Annotated in this window: 14 protein-coding genes; 2 read left to right on the plus strand and 12 right to left on the minus strand. The window is 69.7% G+C overall.

Going from position 1 to position 18,539, the window contains the following annotated elements; translation table 11 throughout:
- Nucleotide 1 precedes the first annotated feature (1 nt).
- Genes ACTWLT_RS09240 through ACTWLT_RS09255 form a run of 4 tightly spaced genes read right to left on the minus strand, consistent with a single transcriptional unit; the run spans nucleotide 2 to nucleotide 4,664 of the window.
- Complete coding sequence (locus ACTWLT_RS09240; protein WP_445317929.1) at nucleotides 2–1,183, minus strand: substrate-binding domain-containing protein; 1,182 nt, start codon at nucleotides 1,181–1,183, stop codon at nucleotides 2–4.
- A gap of 12 nt (nucleotides 1,184–1,195) precedes the next feature.
- A complete protein-coding gene (locus tag ACTWLT_RS09245; RefSeq protein ID WP_445317930.1) occupies nucleotides 1,196–2,179 on the minus strand; it encodes an ABC transporter permease in 984 nt (327 codons plus the stop codon).
- A 2-nt stretch (nucleotides 2,180–2,181) separates the two neighbouring features.
- Nucleotides 2,182–3,156, minus strand: coding sequence for an ABC transporter permease (locus tag ACTWLT_RS09250; RefSeq protein ID WP_445317931.1), 975 nt, complete (start codon nucleotides 3,154–3,156; stop codon nucleotides 2,182–2,184).
- Nucleotides 3,153–4,664 carry a sugar ABC transporter ATP-binding protein gene (locus tag ACTWLT_RS09255; RefSeq protein WP_445317932.1) on the minus strand — a complete coding sequence of 504 codons (1,512 nt, stop codon included), beginning with the start codon at nucleotides 4,662–4,664 and terminating at the stop codon, nucleotides 3,153–3,155. The genes ACTWLT_RS09250 and ACTWLT_RS09255 overlap by 4 nt, the downstream gene beginning before the upstream one ends.
- Before the next feature lie 520 nt (nucleotides 4,665–5,184).
- On the opposite strand from ACTWLT_RS09255, the gene ACTWLT_RS09260 reads away from it, so the two are divergent.
- A complete protein-coding gene (locus tag ACTWLT_RS09260; protein ID WP_445317933.1) occupies nucleotides 5,185–8,733 on the plus strand; it encodes a ThuA domain-containing protein in 3,549 nt (1,182 codons plus the stop codon).
- A 122-nt stretch (nucleotides 8,734–8,855) separates the two neighbouring features.
- Here ACTWLT_RS09260 and ACTWLT_RS09265 read toward each other — a convergent pair whose 3' ends face one another.
- The 7 genes from ACTWLT_RS09265 to ACTWLT_RS09295 form a co-directional block, all read right to left on the minus strand.
- Nucleotides 8,856–9,734: an amidohydrolase family protein gene (locus ACTWLT_RS09265; protein ID WP_445317934.1), complete on the minus strand. Its 879-nt coding sequence runs from the start codon at nucleotides 9,732–9,734 to the stop codon at nucleotides 8,856–8,858.
- The gene (locus ACTWLT_RS09270; RefSeq protein ID WP_445317935.1) at nucleotides 9,731–10,492 is read right to left on the minus strand and encodes an SDR family oxidoreductase; all 762 of its coding nucleotides are present in this window, start codon (nucleotides 10,490–10,492) and stop codon (nucleotides 9,731–9,733) included. Before ACTWLT_RS09270 ends, ACTWLT_RS09265 begins: the two co-directional genes overlap by 4 nt.
- A complete protein-coding gene (locus tag ACTWLT_RS09275) occupies nucleotides 10,489–11,511 on the minus strand; it encodes a zinc-dependent alcohol dehydrogenase (RefSeq protein ID WP_445317936.1) in 1,023 nt (340 codons plus the stop codon). Before ACTWLT_RS09275 ends, ACTWLT_RS09270 begins: the two co-directional genes overlap by 4 nt.
- Nucleotides 11,512–11,617: 106 nt before the next feature.
- Nucleotides 11,618–12,841, minus strand: a complete 1,224-nt coding sequence (locus tag ACTWLT_RS09280; protein ID WP_445317937.1) for a mandelate racemase/muconate lactonizing enzyme family protein — start codon at nucleotides 12,839–12,841, stop codon at nucleotides 11,618–11,620.
- Between the two features lies 1 nt (nucleotide 12,842).
- Nucleotides 12,843–13,670 carry a carbohydrate ABC transporter permease gene (locus ACTWLT_RS09285; RefSeq protein ID WP_445317938.1) on the minus strand — a complete coding sequence of 276 codons (828 nt, stop codon included), beginning with the start codon at nucleotides 13,668–13,670 and terminating at the stop codon, nucleotides 12,843–12,845.
- The gene (locus tag ACTWLT_RS09290; RefSeq protein ID WP_445317939.1) at nucleotides 13,670–14,650 is read right to left on the minus strand and encodes a carbohydrate ABC transporter permease; all 981 of its coding nucleotides are present in this window, start codon (nucleotides 14,648–14,650) and stop codon (nucleotides 13,670–13,672) included. Before ACTWLT_RS09290 ends, ACTWLT_RS09285 begins: the two co-directional genes overlap by 1 nt.
- A gap of 4 nt (nucleotides 14,651–14,654) precedes the next feature.
- Nucleotides 14,655–15,920, minus strand: a complete 1,266-nt coding sequence (locus tag ACTWLT_RS09295) for an ABC transporter substrate-binding protein (RefSeq protein ID WP_445317940.1) — start codon at nucleotides 15,918–15,920, stop codon at nucleotides 14,655–14,657.
- 147 nt (nucleotides 15,921–16,067) lie between these two features.
- Between ACTWLT_RS09295 and ACTWLT_RS09300 the strand changes: the two genes are divergently transcribed.
- Entirely contained in the window at nucleotides 16,068–16,838 is a 771-nt protein-coding gene (locus ACTWLT_RS09300; protein ID WP_445317941.1) for a FadR/GntR family transcriptional regulator, read from the plus strand.
- A 109-nt stretch (nucleotides 16,839–16,947) separates the two neighbouring features.
- On the opposite strand, the gene ACTWLT_RS09305 is transcribed toward ACTWLT_RS09300, so the two are convergent.
- Entirely contained in the window at nucleotides 16,948–18,330 is a 1,383-nt protein-coding gene (locus tag ACTWLT_RS09305) for an RICIN domain-containing protein (protein WP_445317942.1), read from the minus strand.
- Between the last annotated feature and the right edge of the window lie 209 nt (nucleotides 18,331–18,539).

The raw sequence follows: 18,539 nt of genomic DNA on the forward strand, positions 1-18,539 counted from the left end.
TCTACTTCCAGCGCTGCGGGTAACCGGGCAGGTCGGTGCAGCCGCACATCGCGTAGTGCAGCGGTGGCATGCCCGGATCGAGGTACCGGTCCAGGTTGTCCTGCGTGATGGTCGGCTGTGGCAGCTTCCACGGGTTGGACACCTGCTGGCCGTCGAGGATCCGCAGCGCCGCGATGATCGGCGTACGCCACTGGTAGGTCGGGTAGGTCGGCGCGATCGCGGTGAGGTTCTTGTCCTTCCAGATCTTCAGGAAGTCGAGCTGGTCCTCGCCGTTGATCGGTGGCACGGGCTTCCCCGCGTCCTGGAACGCCTCGACCGCCGCGACGGCGACCGCTCCGGCGTCCATCCAGACGCCGTCGATCGTGCCGTACCGCTGGATGTAGTCGTCGACTATCTTCTTGGTCTTCGCCGGGTCGCCGTCGGTGAACTCGACGCCGACGACGTCCACCTTCGCCTTGTCGAACGCCACCTTCGCCGCCGACCAGCGGGTCTCCAGGACGTCGACGCCGGGCAGGATCCGCAGGGCGAGGACCTTCCCGCCGGGCTTCATCTTCTGGCTGACGAACTCGGCGCCGACGTGGCCGAACCCGTAACCGCCGATGGGGTTGATGAACGTCACCGGGCACTTCGTGTTGACACCCCGGTCGAAGACGACGACCGGCAGCCCGGCCTGGCAGGCCGCCTCGACGGCCGGGGTGAGCGTGGCGGTGGTGTTCGGCGAGACGATGAGCGCGTCGCAGCCCTTGCCGAGCAGGTCGTTGATGTCCGCGATCTGCTTCTGGTCCTTGCCCTCGGCGTCGACGTGCACGAACTCCTTGATGCGGCTCCGCTGCGCCTCGACCTCGGCCTGCATGGTCTTGAACCCAACCTGCCGCCAGGGGTTGTTCAGAGCCGCGTTGGAGAAGCAGATCTTGTGCGGGCCCGCCTTCTTGAACTTCGCGGTGTCCACCGGCCTCGGGTTGAGCACCTGCTCCCACGGCTTCTCGGCCGGCCCGGTCGCGGCCGCGTCGAGCAGCGCGAGCTCGGCGTCGTAGTCGGCCTGCACGAAGAACTTCGACTGGTCGCCGGTGCCCGACCCGGCGGCCGAGGCGCTGCCCGAGGGGCCCGCCGCCGGCTCGTCGGTCGCGCAGGCGGTGAGGGACAGCAGGGTGACAGCGGCCAGCGCCGCCATGGAACGTCGCACTATGGTTTCCCCTTATCTCGACGAAGAACGCGTTGCCGAGACCGCCACGGCGAGCAGGATGATCGCGCCCTGGACGGTCGACCTGAGGGCGCCGGAGACGCCGTAGAAATTCATGAGGGCGAACAGGAGTTCCAGGGTCAGCGCACCGAGCATCGCGCCGACGACCGAGCCGCGACCCCCGCCGAGCGCGACGCCACCGAGGACGACCGCGGTGATCGCTCCGAACTCCAGACCCGCGCCGGCCTGGAACGACACACCGCTGTAGCCGCCCAGGAGGATCGCCGCCACCGCCGCCGCGAGCCCGCTGAGGATGAAGGCGATCGTCCGGGTACGCCAGACGCGTACCCCGCTCAGCTCGGCGGTGCGCGGATTGTCGCCCACCGCCACCAGCGTCCGGCCGAAGTCCGACCGCATCAGCGCGACGGCCAGCGCCGCGAGGGCCACCAGCACCAGCAACGCGTACGGCACGCGGCCGAGCACCGGAACGTCCTCGACGGCCCGCCGCCCGAACCGCCGGAACTCCTCGGAGAGCCCACCCTTCGGGGCGCCGTCGGACCACAGGTACACCGCGCCGACGAGGATCAGGAACATGCCGAGGGTGGTGATGAAGGACGGCACCCGCAGCCGGGTCGTGATCAGCCCGTTGACCAGCCCGACGAGTGCGCCGAAGGCGAGCAGGAGCACCACGACCGGCCAGGTGCGCGTGGGGTCGCCGTCGATCAGCCGGGCGGCGACGACCACCTGCGCGGTGACCAGTGATCCGACGGAGAGGTCGAACTCGCCGGAGACGATCACGAAGTACTGGCCGGCGGCGAGCAGGATGATCGGCGCCGACCGCCCGAGGAAGGACATCAGCGACGGCGGGTGGAGGAAGTCGGGCTGCCGGACGGCGACGAGGACCAGCAGCACGGCGAGGATGGCGAGGATCGGCAGGACGCCGCCGGGCCGAACGCGCGGGAGCCGCAGCGGCAGGGAACGGCGCTGGGTGGTCCGCATGGCTAGGACCCCGCCTTTCGCGAAGCCCGACGGGCGTAGACGGCGACCGCGGCGATGATGATGGCGCCCCTGATCACCTGCTTGAAGAAGGCGTCGACCTCGAGCTGGTTGAAGATGGCGTCGATGCTGGCGAGCAGCAGCACCCCGCCGATCGTGCCGATGACGCCACCGCGACCACCGGCGAGGGCGGTCCCGCCGATCACCACCGCGGCGATCGACTCCAGGTCGTAGAGGCCCTCGGTGCCCACCCGGGGGGCGCCCGAGCCCAGCCGGCTGGCGAGGTAGATCCCGGCGAGCCCGGCACAGAGCGAGCACAGCACGTGGGCGGTGACGAGGATCCGGTCGTTACGGACGCCGGAGAGCCGGGCGACCTCCGGATCGCCGCCGACGGCGACCAGGTGGTGGCCGAAGCGGGTCCGCGAGAGCGCGAACCAGGCCGCCCCGGTCACCGCGACGAGCAGCAGGAACGACAGTGGTACCGGACCGACGCGCTGGTAGCCCAGAGACTGCACGAGCGAAGGCGCCGTGGTGCCGGCCGGGCCGTCGTAGCCGTTGTCGAGGTAGCCCTTGAGCAGCAGCCCGACGCCGAGGGTGGCGATGAACGCGTTCACCTGCAGCTTGGTGACGAGGAGCCCGTTGAGCAGCCCGACGCCGGCACTGACGGCGAGCGCCAGGCCGATCGCCGGCAGCATCGCGCCGTCGCTGCCGTTCATCGTCTCGGCGGCGACGAGGGTGCTGAGACTGATCACGTACGCCACGGAGAGGTCGAGCGAGCCGCCGAGGATGACGAGGGTCTGACCGACGGCGACGAGGCCGAGGCCGGCGGCGACGTGCAGCAGACTCACCGTGGTCGACTGGTTGAAGAGCTGACCGCCGTCGATCAGGACGGTCAGCCAGCCGATGGCGAGGGTGAGGGTCAGGGCCACGAACACGCCCGGGACGGGTCGGCGGGCCGGCAGGAGCGACAGAGCACTCACGCGGCGGCCTCCCGCACGGTCCCGACCGCCAGGGCGACCACGTCCTCCTCGGTCGCGCCGGCGGTCAACTCGCCCGCGATGCGTCCGTCTCGCATGACGATGATCCGGTCACTCATGCCCAGCAGCTCCGGCAGGTCGGACGAGATCATCAGCACGGCCGCGCCGTCGCGGGCGAGGCGGCGCACGAGGTCGTGGATGGCCGACTTCGCGCCCACGTCGATGCCCCGGGTCGGCTCGTCGAAGAGCAGGATCCGCGGGTTGAGCGCGAGCCAGCGGGCCAGTACGACCTTCTGCTGGTTGCCGCCGGACAGGAACCGGATCTCCTGGTCGTCGCTCGCGGCGCGGACCTCCACGGCGGCGAGCAGTTCCCGGACCCGAACGGTCCGGGCGGCGTGGCCGGACCGAGACGCGAAGACGGCCCGGCTGGCGAGCAGCGCGTTGTCGAGGACCGACTGGCGGGGGACGATCCCCTCGCCCTTGCGGTCCTCGGTGACGTACGCGATGCCGGCCCGCATCGCCGTGCGCGGCGAGCGCAGCCGGACCGGTCGGTCGTCGAGCGTGACCTCACCGGTCGTGAACGGGGACACGCCGAAGAGCGCACGGGCCAGCGCGGACCGCCCGGAGCCCTGCAGGCCGCCGACGCCGAGCACCTCGCCGGCCCGTAGCTGAAGGTGCAGGCCACGCAGCTTCCGGTTTCCGGCGTCGCGGACGGTGAGCCGCACGGGACCGAGGTCGTCGGGGACGGCCCGGTCCGGGTAGTAGCTCGACAGATCGCGGCCGACCATGTGCCGTACCAGGTCGTCGGTGGTGGTCTCGGCGGTGTCCACGGTGGTCACCCGCCGGCCGTCCTTGAGGACCGTGATCCGGCCGGACAGGTCGAAGACCTCCGTGAGCCGGTGGGAGACGTACAGCAGGCCGATGCCCCGTTGCTGGAGCCGGCGTACCAGCCCGTAGAGCAGCTCGACCTCGTGGTCCGCCAGCGCCGCGGTCGGCTCGTCCATGATGAGCAGACGGGCGTCCAGGGCGAGGGCCTTGGCGATCTCGACGACCTGCTGCTGGGCGACGCCGAGGCGCCCCACCCGCGCGTCGACCGGCAGGGTGGTCTCCCCGATCGAGGCGAGCAGTCGCGTGGTGCGGTCGAGCATCGACCGGCGGTCGACCAAGCCGTGTCGGACCGGCTCGTGTCCGAGGTAGACGTTCTCGGCCACGGTGCGCTCCGGGAGCAGGTTGAACTCCTGGTGGATGATGCCGACGCCGGCCCGCTGCGCGTCGCGCGGCCCGCGGAACGCACGTGACTCACCGGCGAACTCGACGGTGCCCTCGTCCGGGGCGTAACCGCCGGAGACGATCTTCATGAGGGTGGACTTGCCGGCGCCGTTCTCGCCGACGACGGCGTGGACCTCGCCCGGCGCGACGTCGAGGTCCACGCCGTCGAGGACGCGGACGCCGAGGAAGGACTTGCCGATGCCGCGAAGGGTGAGCAGCGGCGCCGGTGGTGGGTGTGACATCCCGAAAGCCCTCACAGAGAGTGGTCATCGACAGGTCTTCTTCGTGCACCGCGACCCGTCCGAGGTGCCGGACGGGCGGACTGCGGCAGGTGGCTGTGGAGGATCGCGTTCTTCTGCTGCGAACATTCGCTTGACATCAGCGAAACATCACACGTATGAAGATAGATGTTTGGATGCGGGTCCGCAATCCTCGAACTGGGGCGATTGCCAGGCTCGTCGCTCGATCGGCAACGCCGCCGCACCGAGAGAGCCAGGCGTGGGGGCCCTGAAATCCGCGAGACGTCACACGTCTGCCCATTCATTGACACACAGCGATGCCTAGCGCATCCTGACCTCGCGGACCACGGGACGTCACACAGCCCATGTCACGCTGTGTGACGGCCTGCGGGGCTGACTGCCGTTGCGGCGGACGGCAGGACGACGACCAGCACACCCGTGCGCCCTCACCCACGCAGGCACAACCTGACGTGCCGTGGGCCCGTGGTCGCAATCCCGTTGCCCGCCAGACCTAGGAGACGGCATGCGTCGCCACACATTGATCATCGCAGTGATCGCCGGCCTGTTACTGTCGCTCGGACTCGCCCCACCGGCGTCGGCGGCCCCGGCCTTCCGCGCCCTGTTGTTCACCAAGACCGCCGGCTACCGACACGACTCGATCCCGGCAGGGGTCGCCATGTTCCAGCAGCAGGCGGCAGCCAACAACTTCGAGCTGGTGCACACCGAGGACTCGAGCGTCTTCACCCCCACCAACCTGGCGACCTTCGACGTCATCATCATGTTCCAGACCTCGGGCATGGTGTGGACCTCGGCAGCCCAACGGCAGGCGGTGGAGGGTTATCTCGCCAACGGCAAGGGCATCGTCGGCGTCCACAACGCCACCGACATGGGCATCGAGGCCGAGTATCCGTGGTGGGACCAGACCGTCAACGGCGGCGCCCACATGCCCGAACACTCCCCCGGCGTGCTGCCCGGCACCGCCATCGTGGCCGACAAGCAGCACCCGTCGACGGCCGGGCTGCCGGACCGTTGGAACCGCAGCGAGGAGTGGTACAACTTCGACACCAACCCGCGCGGGAACGTGCACGTCCTGGTGACCGCCGACGAGCGCACGTACAACCCCGGCTCCCGGGCGATGGGCCCCGACCACCCGATCTCCTGGTGCCGCAACGCCGGCGGCGGGCGGGTGTGGGCCACCGCGATGGGCCACGCGATCGAGTCCTACAGCGAGACGAACTTCCGTAACCACGTCCTCGGCGGCGTCCGGTGGGCCGCCGGCAACGTCGCCGGCGACTGCGGTGGCACGGTCTGGGGCAACTTCGAGAAGCGCACTCTCGACGACAACACCGTCGACCCGATGGCGATGGCCGTGGCCCCGGACGGGCGGGTGCTCTACGTCCAGCGCGGCGGGCAGGTGAAGATCTTCAAACCTGCCACCAACAGCACCGTGACCGCCGCCACGCTGAGCGTCTACACCGGCGGCGAGGACGGTCTCACCGGGATGGCGCTGGACCCCAACTTCGCCAGCAACGGGTACGTGTACCTGTACCACTCCCCGGCGAGCAGCACGACCGATGTCAACCGCGTCTCCCGCTACACGCTCACCGGCGACACGCTGAACATGTCCAGCGGCGTGACGATCATCGAGATCCCGGCGTACCGGGACCGCACGTTCCCGGAGCCCGGGCACACCGGCGGGTACATCGAGTTCGGTCCGGACGGCAACCTGTACATCGGCACCGGTGACGACACGCCGCCGAACCTCGACCCCAACTGGCAGGGCTACGCGCCGCTGGACTGGCGGTCGGGCAAGGCCAACCTCGACGCCGCCCGGACCGCCGGCAACACCAACGACCTGCGCGGCAAGCTGCTGCGCGTCAAGCCCTCCGCCAGCGGGGGCTACACCATCCCGACGGGCAACCTCTACCCCCAGGGCACGGCGCAGACCCGCCCGGAGATCTACGCGATGGGCTTCCGCAACCCGTTCCGCTTCTCGATCGACCCGGCCAACGGCTGGGTCCACCTGGCCGACTACGGGCCGGACCGCAACCCACCGACCACCAACCGCGGTCCCGAGGGGCTGGTCGAACTCAACGTGATCAAGTCGGCCGGCAACTACGGCTGGCCGTTCTGCCACGGCGACAACCAGCCCTACGCGCCGTTCAACCCGGACACCGGCGTCGTCGGCGCGAAGTTCAACTGCTCCGCACCGGTCAACAACTCGCCCAACAACACCGGCCTGGTCAACCTGAAGCCGGTCGTCGCGCCCAACATCTGGTACGGCTACGGCACCTCGCCGACCTTCCCGGAGCTCGGCTCCGGCGGCTCGGCGCCGATGGGCGGGCCGGTCTACCGGTACGACCCGGCGAACCCGTCCGCCACGAAGTTCCCGCCCTACTACGACGGCGTCCACTTCTTCTACGAGTGGTCGCGCAACTACGTCAAGGAGGTGCACTTCGACTCGGCCACGGCGGTGACCCGCACCAACCCGTTCCTGCCGACAGCGCGGTTCAACAAGCCGATGGACATGGAGTTCGGCCGGGACGGCTCGCTCTACCTGCTGGAGTGGGGCACCAACTTCGGCGGCGGCAACAGCGACTCCGGGCTCTACCGGGTCGACTACATCCAGGGCGGCCGGTCGCCGATCGCCAAGGCCGTCGGCATGCCGACCAGTGGCAACGCGCCGCTCACCGTGCAGTTCAACAGTGCGGGTACGGCCGACCCGGACCCCGGCAACACGCTCAGCTACCAGTGGACGTTCGGCGACGGCACCACCTCCACGGCCGCCAACCCGTCACACGTCTACACCACCAACGGCAACTACACCGCACAGTTGAAGGTCACCGACAACACCGGCAAGACGGGCTTCGCGAACGTCCAGATCACCGTCGGCAACACCGCGCCGGTGGTCACCATCACCACCCCGTCCAACGGTGGCATGCTCACCTTTGGTGACCGGGTGCCGTACCAGATCAGCGTCTCCGACCCGGGAGGTGCCGCGATCGACTGCACCAAGGTGTTCCTCAACCCGGCGCTCGGTCACGACGACCACGCGCACGAGACCACCGAATACCCGGGTTGCTCGGGCACCATCTCCACCGACCTGCTCGGCGGACACCCCGACGGCGCCAACCTGTTCTACGTGCTCAACGCGCGGTACACCGACAACGGCGGCGCGGGTGGTGCGGCCCCGCTCACCGGTACCGCGCAGGTGATCCTCCAACCGAAGCACAAGCAGGCCGAGTACCACAGCAGCCAGTCCGGCACCCGGGTCGTCGACCAGGCCGGCGCGGAGAGCGGCAAGCGCGTCGGGGACATCTCCAACAACGACTGGATCGCATTCACCCCGATGAGCCTGTCGGGCATCACGACCGTCAGCTACCGGCTGTCGTCACCGTCCGGTGGTGGCTCGGTCGAGCTGCGGGCCGGCTCACCAACCGGAACGCTGCTCGCCACCACGCCGGTGCCCAGCACCGGCGGCTGGGACAACTACCAGTCCACGGCGCCGGTGAGCGTTGCCGCGCTCGCCGGGACGCAGACGCTCTACATGGTGTTCAAGGGCAGTGCGAACAACTGGTTCGATCTCGACTCGCACACCTTCGGCGGCCCGGGTGTCGGTGTTCCCAGCACCGATGGCGGCCTGGCGGGCCGAACCTGGACGGTCACCGCTCAGCACAGCGGCAAGCTGATGGACGTCAGCGGTGTCTCCACCGCCGACGGCGCCCAGATCACCCAGTGGGCGGCCACCGGTGGTAACAACCAGAAGTGGCAGGCCGTCGACGCGGGTAGCGGAGCGGTCTACCTCAAGGCGGTCCACAGCGGCAAGTGCGTCGAGGTGGTCGGCGGCTCCACCACGGCGGGTGCCTTCCTGCAGCAGGCCACCTGCAACAACGGCAACCAGCAGAAGTTCACCGCCACCGCGACGGGAACCTCCGGCGTGTACACGGTGCGGAACGTCCTGAGCGGGCTCTGCGTGGATGTCAACGGCGCTGCCACCACCGACGGCGCCCGACTGTTGCAGTGGACCTGCCACAGTGCCGCCAACCAGCAGTGGCGGTTCGTCCTGGCGTGAGGGTCGCTAACCGTCGCGGTGGCAGGTGACGGTCCGGTCGGGACCGGTTTCCGAGGAACGGAGCCGGTCCCGACCGGGATCACAGTCAGCCCGGACGAACGGAGGCGGCAGTGGCCGCGCCCTCACGACGCCTCCAGCCCGTAGACGCGGCGCGCCGTGTCTCCCCAGACCAGCGCCCGGTCGGACTCGTCGTGCTCTCGCAGCAACTCCGCCAGGGCATTGACCCACCGGGGGTATGAGCTGGCGAGCAGGCAGACCGGCCAGTCCGAGCCGAACATCAGTCGGTCCGGCCCGAACGCGTCGAGCGCATCCTCGACGGCCGGTCGGAGGTCCCCCGACGTCCAGTGCGACCGCTGCACCTCCGTCACCAGGCCGGACAGCTTCGCCGTGGTGTTGGGCGCGGCCGCCAGCGCCCGCACGTCCCGGGTCCAGTCCGCCATCTCGGGACGGCCCAGCGCGGGCTTGCCCAGGTGGTCGAGGACGAGAGACACGTCGGGCAGGTCGTGTGCCAGGCGCGTGGCCATGGGCAGCTGGTGCTGGCGGACAAGCAGGTCAAAGACCAGGCCGGCGTCTCCCACCGCCGCGATCCCCCGGCGGACGTCCGGACGGTCCAGGTACGCCGGGTCGGTCTCGGACTGCACGAGGTGGCGTATGCCGACGAGACGGTCCCCGCCCCGGACGGCCCGCAGTCTCTCGATGCGGTCGGCGACGTCCACGGCCGTCAGATCCACCCAGCCGACGACTCCGTGGACGAGAGGATCCCCGGCCGCCACCGCCAGCAGGTCCACCGTCTCCTTCTCGAAGGCCACGGACTGCACCACGACGGTGGCGGTGACCCCGGCGGCCCGGGCCACCGGGGCGAGGTCGGCGGGCTCGAAGTCGGCGTCGATGGCCGCCATGGTCACGGGGTCGATCCACGGCTGCGGGTGTCGTGCGCGCACCCAGAGGTGGTGGTGGGCGTCGACGATCCCGGCCTTTCCGGGCACCTGCTCGCCGGTCATCGGCCCAGCCATCCGCCGTCGACGGGCAGGACGATCCCGTTGACGTAGTCCGACGCCGCCGAGGCCAGGAACACCGTGGCACCGCCGAGGTCGTCGGCGTGGCCCCACCGGCCCGCCGGGATCCGGGCGAGGATCGCCTGTTCGCGGTCGGGGTCGTCGCGCAGTGCCTGGGTGTTGTCGGTGGCGATGTAGCCGGGCGCGATGGCGTTGACGTTCACGCCGCGGACCGCCCACTCGTTCGCCAGTGCCCTGGTGAGCCCGGCCACGCCCGACTTCGACGCGGCGTAGCCGGGGACGGTGATGCCGCCCTGGAAACTCAGCAGCGAGGCGGTGAAGATGATCTTCCCTCGACCGCGCTCGACCATCGTCCGGCCGATCTCCCGGCTCAGGACGAACTGGCTGCTCAGGTTCACCTCGATCACGTGGTCCCACATCTCGTCCGGGTGGTCGGCGGCCGGGGTACGGGCGATCGTGCCGCCGTTGTTCACCAGGACGTCGACCGGCCCGAGCGCGATGACATCCCGGGCCAACCGGTGCACGGCCGCCCGGTCCGCGAGGTCGGCCCGCAGCGCGGTGAACCGGCGACCGGCGGCCCGCACCCGGCGTTCCACCTCGCTTCCACCCGCTTCGAGCTGGGCGGAGACACCGACGATGTCGGCGCCGGCCAGGGCCAGTGCCTCGGCCATGGCGAGGCCGATGCCACGCCGGGCCCCGGTCACGACGGCGGTCCGTCCGGTCAGGTCGAACAGGGTGCTCACGCCTCCTCCCGGAGATCGAGCAGCACCTTCATCACGCCGCCACCCTCCAGGGCGGTGAACGCGGCCGTGGCCGCCTCGACGGGTTCGACGCGGGAGATGAGCTGTCGCGCCGGGATCGCGCCGGAGGCGACCAACCGGATCGCCTCCGTCATGTCGTCGCGCTGGTACAGACGGGCCCCGAGGAGCTCCAACTCCCGCCAGAAGAACCGGTGCAGGTTGACCTCCCGAGGCTTGGGGTGGATCGCCACCATCACCAGTCGGCCACGGGTGGTCAGGACATCCACCGCCGTGGTGACGCCGGCGGCGGAGCCGGAGACCTCGAAGGCGATGTCGGCGCCCGCGCGGTCGGTACGGTCGTCGACCAGCGCCACGACGTCGGTCGACCCCGGATCGACGACGTCGATCCCGATCCCGGCCGCCACCTCGCGTCGGACCGTGTCCGGCTCCACGAGGAGCACCCGCGCGCCACGGCCCTGCGCGACGGCGGCGATGAGAACCCCCACCGGGCCACCGCCGACCACGACCACGTGGTCGTCGGCGGTCACGTTGCCCCGCCGGACGTCGTGCACCGCGACCGCGACGGGCTCGACGAGCGCCGCGTGGTCGAGCGGCAGGTCCTCCGGGAGAGGCAGGACCAGCTCCGCCGGCACGTTCCAGTGGGACTGCATGGCTCCCGGTGAGTCGATGCCGAGGAAATTCATGGCGTGACAGACGTGGGAGGTGCCGCGTTGGCAGGCGGCGCACCGTCCGCACGGCCGGGTCGGCATGACGGTGACGGCCTGGCCGACGGTCCAGCCGGTGACGTCCTCGCCGAGGGCCCCGATCCGTCCGGACATCTCGTGCCCGATGATCGCCGCATCGCCGACCCTGCCGTCCATGTCCCCGTGGTAGATGTGCAGGTCGGTGCCGCAGATCCCGGTGTAGGCCACCTCGATCCGCACCTGACCCGGACCCGGTGGCAGCAGGTCACGTTTCTCGATCCCGAGGCGCCGGGCACCCCGGTAGACGACTGCCTTCATCGATCCTCCGTCTCGACGGTCGGTACGTCGGTCGTCCCGACCGGGCGTGGTCGTCGGTACGCCGCCCTGGCGGCGCACCAACGCGTTCCTTGTTCTGCCGGCCGGGTCAGAGGCGTGCGGTGGGCGCCACCTCGTTGCGGGAGTTCAGCGGTGCGACGGGGATCTGGCGTGCGGGGATGACGCCGTCGACCCCGGCCAACAGTCGCCGTCCGGCCTGCTCCGGCCGGACGTTGGGGCCCTCGGCCGTCTGCGCCTGCGGGCGGCGGTCGGCCGTCCGGATCCGCTCCTCGTCGATCCGCACACCCAGTCCGGGCGAGTCGCCGAGGACGAAGGCGCCGTCCTCGACGTGCAGGTCGATGGAGACGCCGACCGGTGGATGCAGGTCCTGCAGCTCGCTGGTCAGGTGGTTCGGCACCGAGGTCGCGGCGTGCAGCAGCCCGACCGGGCTGTTGCCGATCGGGCTGACCGGCAGGTCGTGAGCGTGAGCCAGGGCGGACGCCCGCAGGAAGTGGGTGACCCCCCAGACGGCGGCCATCTGGACGATGTCGACGGCTCCGGCGGCGATCAGTGGGCGGTACTGTTCGAGCCCGGTGAGGTTCTCCCCGGTGGCGACCGACGCGGAAACTCCTCGGCTGACGGCGGCCAGGCCCTCGGCGTCCCAGCGCCGGACGGGCTCCTCGATCCAGATGAGATCCAGGGTGCGTTCGAGTTCGCAGACGTGCCGGACGGCCTGCTTGCGGGTCCAGGCCTCGTTCACGTCGAGCATGAGACCCGGCCGCTGTCCGTGCCCGGCCTCGGTCAGGACCTCGTTGACCAGGCCGAGGCGGTGCCGGTCGCGATCGATGTCGAGGCCGCCCTTGAGCTTGGCGGCCCGCAGGCCGTGACTGGCGTAGACCTCGTACTCCGAGACGAGCTCGTCGTCGGTCAGTCCGATGTCCAGGCCGGATGCGTAGGCGGGCACCCGCCGGTCACGTCCGCCCAGCAGCCGCCACAACGGCTCCCCGGCCGCCTGCGCCTTGATGTCCCACAGGGCGGTGTCGAGCGCGCCGATGGTGCCGAACACCGGGCCCGCGTGGCCCGCCTTGAAGGTGTGCCGCAGCATGCGGTCGTAGAGGGTCGTCACGGCGCGGGGGTCTTCGCCCTCGATGGCTGCGAAGATCCGCTCGATCTCGACGTGCGGCCCGAGGCCGACCCCCGAGATTCCCTCGTCGGTTTCGACGACGACGATCGACACCGGGACCACCCCGTCGGTGAAGACGCCGTTGGCATCGCCGACGGGCCGCCCCCATTGCTGGACGGTGGTGAGCGTCCGATACCCAGTGATCCGCATGTCAGCCTTTCGTGGAACCGGCGGCGACGCCGTCGGCGATCTGGCGCTGAAGGAACAGGTAGACCAGCAGAACGGGTATCGCGGCGATCAGGACCCCGGAGGCGAAGGTGGGGATGTCGTCGGAGTACTGCCCGCGCAGCGAGGTCACGCCGACCATGAGCGTCCGGTGCTCGGCCGAGGGCATCATCACCAACGCCATGAGAACGTCGTTCCAGCAGAACAGAGCGTCGAGGATGCCGACCGACAGCAGCGCGGGTGTGCCCAGGGGCAGCATGATCCGGCGGTAGACGCCGTACACGGTGTTGCCGTCGATCCGGGCGGCATCCACGATCTCGGGCGGGATGCCCCGGTAGTAGCTCGTCATCAGAAAGACGGTGAAGGGCAGGAACTGGGCCACGTAGACGAGGACCAGACCGGGGTACGTGTCGATGAGCGCGGTGTCGGCCATGATCCGGGCGAGCGGCACCATGATCACCTGAAACGGAACGAACAGGCCCGCGAGGCAGCCCAGGAACAGCGCCGACGAGCCGCGGAACCGCAGCTGGCTCAGCGCGAAGCCGGCCATCGATCCGAACAACAGCAGCAGGGCCACCGACGACGTCACCACGAGCAGCGAGTTGGCGAAGTAGCGGCCCATGCCGACGCTGCTCCACGCCGTGTCGATGTTCTCCCAGCGCAGAGCATCGGTCAGGGAGAACCGGTCGAGGATGTAGTCACGCCGCGTCTTCATCGCGACGTTGGCGGTGAACAGCAGGGGGTAGATCGTCGCCACCGCGAGCAGCGACATCGGGATCGCGATCAACCACCGTCCCAGACGTACGCGGGGCATCAGTCCTCCCTCCCCGCCCGTTCGAGCACCTTGATCTGCAACAACCCCATTACGAGCATGATCATGAAGAGGATCGTCGACGCGGCCGACGCGAGAGCCGGCCGGTTCATCTGGCCCTGCTGGATCCAGATGTAGTACTCCGGCAGGTACGTCGACCCCTCCGGCCCGCCGCTGGTCATGACGAAGAGCAGCCCGAACATGGAGGTCAGCATCCCGATCATCGTGGTCACGAAGACGAACTGGATGGTGCGCGAGAGGCTCGGGACGATCACATGCCAGATGACCTGGGGCAGGGACGCCCCGTCCACCCGGGCGGCGTCCAGGAGCGCGGAGTCCAGGGTGGCGAAGCCGGCGAGGAACACCACCAGGGCCATTCCGAAGGTTGCCCAGACGTACACGCCCACCACCATGAACATCGCCAGGTCCGGATCCCCGAGCCAGTCCACCGGGCTGACGCCGGCCGACCCGAGGACGGCGTTGAGGGGGCCGTCGAAGGCGAGCAGCAGGTTGAAGATCGCACCGACGATGACCGGTGAGAGCACGGCCGGAAAGAAGTAGACGCTGCGGTAGAGGCGGTGGCCCGGCACCCGGAGGTAGATGAACGTCGCGAGCAGACCGGGGATCGCCACCGCCACCGGGAGCAGCAGCACCAGCAGCCCGACGTTGCGCAGGGCGGTGCGGAACAGTGGATCGCCGAACAGTTCGCGGTAGTTGCCGAACCCGACGACCGTCCCGTTCAGCGCACCGTCACCGGTGAAGGAGAAGTTGACTCCGAGGAGCAGCGGATAGAGCCGCAGCGCCACGACGATGAGAACGGCCGGAGCGACCAGGACGTACGGGCCGTAGCGTTCGGCTCGCAGGCCACCGCGGGCGCGACGAGGATTCGTGCCGCCCCGCGGCGCGGACAGTGTGACCGCCGCCCCGCCGGCCCGTCCGGCCTGAGTCGTACGGACCGACGGTCGCGTGTTTCCGATGGGCACGAGGTCAGCCCGCCTGGTCTGAAGCAGCCAGTTGCTTCACCACCTCGTCGACGGTGACCGACCCGCTGAGCAGTTGTTGGGAGAGCCGGCCCATCAGGTCCAGCGTCTTCGAGGACAGGGCCACGTGCAGAGCGGGCTTGCCGCCCTTGAGTTCGGAGAGGATCGTGGCGACAGCCGGGCCGCCCTGCGACACGTCGATCGTGGTGTCGGCGGCGATCGCGCCCGCGTCGGCGTAGAACGCCTTCAGCGCGTCGGTCGAGGTCAGCGAGCGCACCAGGTCAGCGGCCACCTTCGGGTCCTTCGTCCACTTGGCGACCCCGTATCCGATGCCACCGTCGTACGGGAGGCTCGGGGTGGTGCCGGCGGTGACGACCGGAGCCTTCATGACGCCCAGCTTGTCGGCGGTCAGGAACTCGTTGAAGTCCTGCCAGTGCCCCACGTCCGACATCAGGCCCATGACGTGGGCGGCCTTGCCCGACTGGAAGAGCGCGAAGGAGTCGTTGAACATGGCGGTCGAGTTGGCCCCGTCGCTGTTCATCCCCGCGTCGCCGGCCTCCTTCCAGAGCTGGAAGATCCGCTTGACGTTGGCCGAGGTCCAGTCCCGCTTCCCGGCGATCCAGTCGTCGTACTCCTGGGCGGTGAGGGTGCTCGACGCCATGCTCGAGAGCCAGAACTGGATGCCGACGCCCTCCTTGTTGCCGAGGGCGAAGCACTTGGCGCCGGCCTTGGCGATGGCGGCGCAGTCGGCGACGAACTCGTTCCACGTGGTGGCCGGGCTCGTCGGGTCGAGCCCGGCCTTCTCGTAGATCGCCTTGTTGTAGTAGACGGGGTGGCCCTGCAGCGTCACCGGGCCGGCATAGACCTTGCCGTCCTTGGTGAACGCGTCCCACCCGGCCAGCCGCTTCCTGTCGTCGGCGACGTACTCGTCCAGCGGCACCAGGGCGTCGACCCGGTCGCGGATCTGGCCACCGCCGTTGAACAGCATGACGTCCGGGCCCTTGCCGGACTGGATGGCCGCGCCGAGCAGCGTGTAGTACTGGTCGAAGGGCTGCGCGACGAACTCGACCGCGACGTCGGGGTGCTTCTTCGTGAAGTCGGCTTTCGCCTTGTCCAGGTACGATGCGGCGAAAGTCTCACCTGACTTCCAGTCCCACACCACCAGTTTGCCGTCCGACCCGCCCTGTGACGAGCCCGAGTTGGTGGCACTTCCACAGCCGGTCAGAGCCAGTCCCACAACGAGGACGGCCGACCATATTGCTCGCTGTCGCATCAGTTGTCACCTCTGAACGTGGGTGGCCGACGGACGCCCCGTCATGCCGTCGTTTGATCGGAACGTAACTCGTATGACGTATTAGGTCAATGCTCCGCCGTACACTGAGCCGGACGTCGTGCCACGGCGAGCCATTCGGAGGGGGACATGACGCCACCGCAGGAGACAGTTCTGAACAGTTCGGCGACCCCGGCGTGGGTGCGTCGACCGACCAACCTCGCCAGGGCGGTCACCGCCGAGCTGGTGGAGCGCATCGTCCGTGGCGTGCACCCGCCGGGGACGTCCCTGCCCCCCGAGCCGATCCTCTGCCAGACCTTCTCCGTGAGCCGGACCGTCGTCCGGGAGGCGGTGAAAATCCTTCAGGAGAAGGGGCTGGTGCAGGTCCGCCAGGGTGCCGGCACCATGGTCACCCCACCGTCGGACTGGGACATGCTCGATGAGCTCGTCCTCGGGGCCACCATCGCCGAGGACGACAGCCTCGCCATCCTCGACGACCTCGTCGTCACCCGGCGGGTGCTGGAGTCCGACATGGCGAACGTCGCCGCCCGCCTCGCCGACGCGGAGACCATCGACCGGCTGCGCGCCCTCGTGGACCGGATGGACGAACTCGTCGACGACCACGTCACCTACCACGAGCACGACCGGGCCTTTCACGACACGGTCATGCAGGCATCCGGGAACCGCATCGCCCGCGGTGTCGTACGGGCGCTGGAGAGCCAGGTCATCAACACCGCCCGCTACATGGGCCGGACCGAGCGCTCCCTGTGCGTGGCGTCCAACCGCGGCCACCGGCGCATCTACGAGCGGATCGCCGCGCACGACCCGGACGGCGCGGCCGAGGCGATGTTCACCCACATCACCGAGGCATGGCTGGTCCGGCGCAGCGGTTCGGGCAGCCCGACCCGCCTGCAACGCTGACCCCGCCCCCGCACTCAGCATCTTCGCCGCATCGGCTCTGGCGAAGGCGGCACCCACCCCCGCATCGCGGGGGCAGGCGCCGCCTGACCTCGGCCATGGCGCGTCAGCGTCACGAGAACTGCGCGAAGAACCTCCAGATCTCGCCCTTGGTCCAGGTGGTGACGCCACTCTCGGCGTAGGTCCCGTCCACCGGCCCGGGCATGTGACCGTTGTCGTACGCGGCCCACTGGACCGGGTAGCCGGCCCGGCAGCCCGAGTAGGTGGTCGTGATGTGCGTACGGCTGCCCGGCCCCGGCTCGGGCGGGTTCTGGGCGGCGCAACCGTTGTTCCGGACGAACGTGTCGCGCAACGAGCGCCCCTGGGAGATGCTCAGGACGTTGTCCGAGATGCCGTGCAACCCGAAGTACGCGATGGGCTGCGTACCGCCGCTGCACCCGCTGATCTGCGCACCGGAGATGACCGCGACCGCCCGGAAGACGGTGGCCCGCGCGCAGGCGACGGCGTAGCTCATGCCGCCACCCCAGCTGAATCCGAGGGCGAACCGCTGCCTCGGGTTGACGCAGAGGTCGCTCTCGATCCGCCTGATCATGTCGTCGACGAAGGTGATGTCCTCACCGCCGGCATTTCCCCAGCCGTTGCCAAGGCCCTGGGGCGCCACCAGGATCGCGCTGTTGTTCGACTGCTCCTGCTGCCCGTAGTAGGACCATGCCGTCCCACTGGTGCCGCCCGAGGAGATCTCCTGCATGGTGCCGCCTCGCCAGTGGAACGCGAAGATCAGACGGTAGGGGTTGTTGTTGTTGTAGGTGGTGGGCACCCGCAGGATGAACGAGCGGCTCTTGCCGCTGCTCTGAATCGTGTGCGTCCCGCTGGACAGCGTCGGTGCCTTACCGCAGCCGGTGCCTCCCGACGGCGGGTTGCCGCCGTCCGCGCGGACGAGCTGCCACTGCTGGTTGGCACCGTTCCAGTCGGCGTACTGCACGATGTTGCCACCGTCGGCGGTGGAGGCACCCTGCACCTCCACGACCTTGCCGCTGTGCCGACTGATCAGTCGGACGTGACCGCCGTCCGAGTCGGCGAGCCGAAACTGCTGGTTCGTCGCGTTGGTGTCGGACCACTGCACGATCGCTCCGCCGTCGGCGGTCGACCAGTTGTGCACGTCGAGGACCTTGCCGGAGTGCCGGGACTTCAGCCGGTAGTACCCGCCACCGGAGTCCACGAACTGCCACTGCTGGTTCGCGCCGTCGTTGCGCGTCCACTGGCTGATCCGTGCGCCGTCGTTGGTGGCCGAGGCGTACAGGTCCAACGCCTTGCCGCTGTTTCTGTTCACGAGGACGTACCAGGCGCTGGTGTCCACGGTCGCCGCGGCGGCGGGCGCCGTGTTCACGGCGACCAACGTGCCGGCCGCGAGGACCGCCGCAGCGGCCGCGGCCAGCCCTGACCGCCAGCGGCGTCTCGGTGGGGAGGCGGAACGAGCCGCACCGATGGCATTCATGGTCCACTCCTTCGATCGGGGTCACCCGCGAGCGGAACGCACGCGCGTGCCCTGGCGTGCGTGCCGGCGTTTGGTGGCGTCAGCACGTTGGGATGTTGTGCGAGCGCGGCGACGAGCGCTCGGCCTCGGCCGCAGGGCGGGCCGACCGTGAAGCCGGCCCGCGCTGACCGTGGCGGTGCGTCATCTGGCTCCCGCGCTCACCGTGCGGG

It is taken from the genome of Micromonospora yongxingensis, assembly GCF_052601155.1.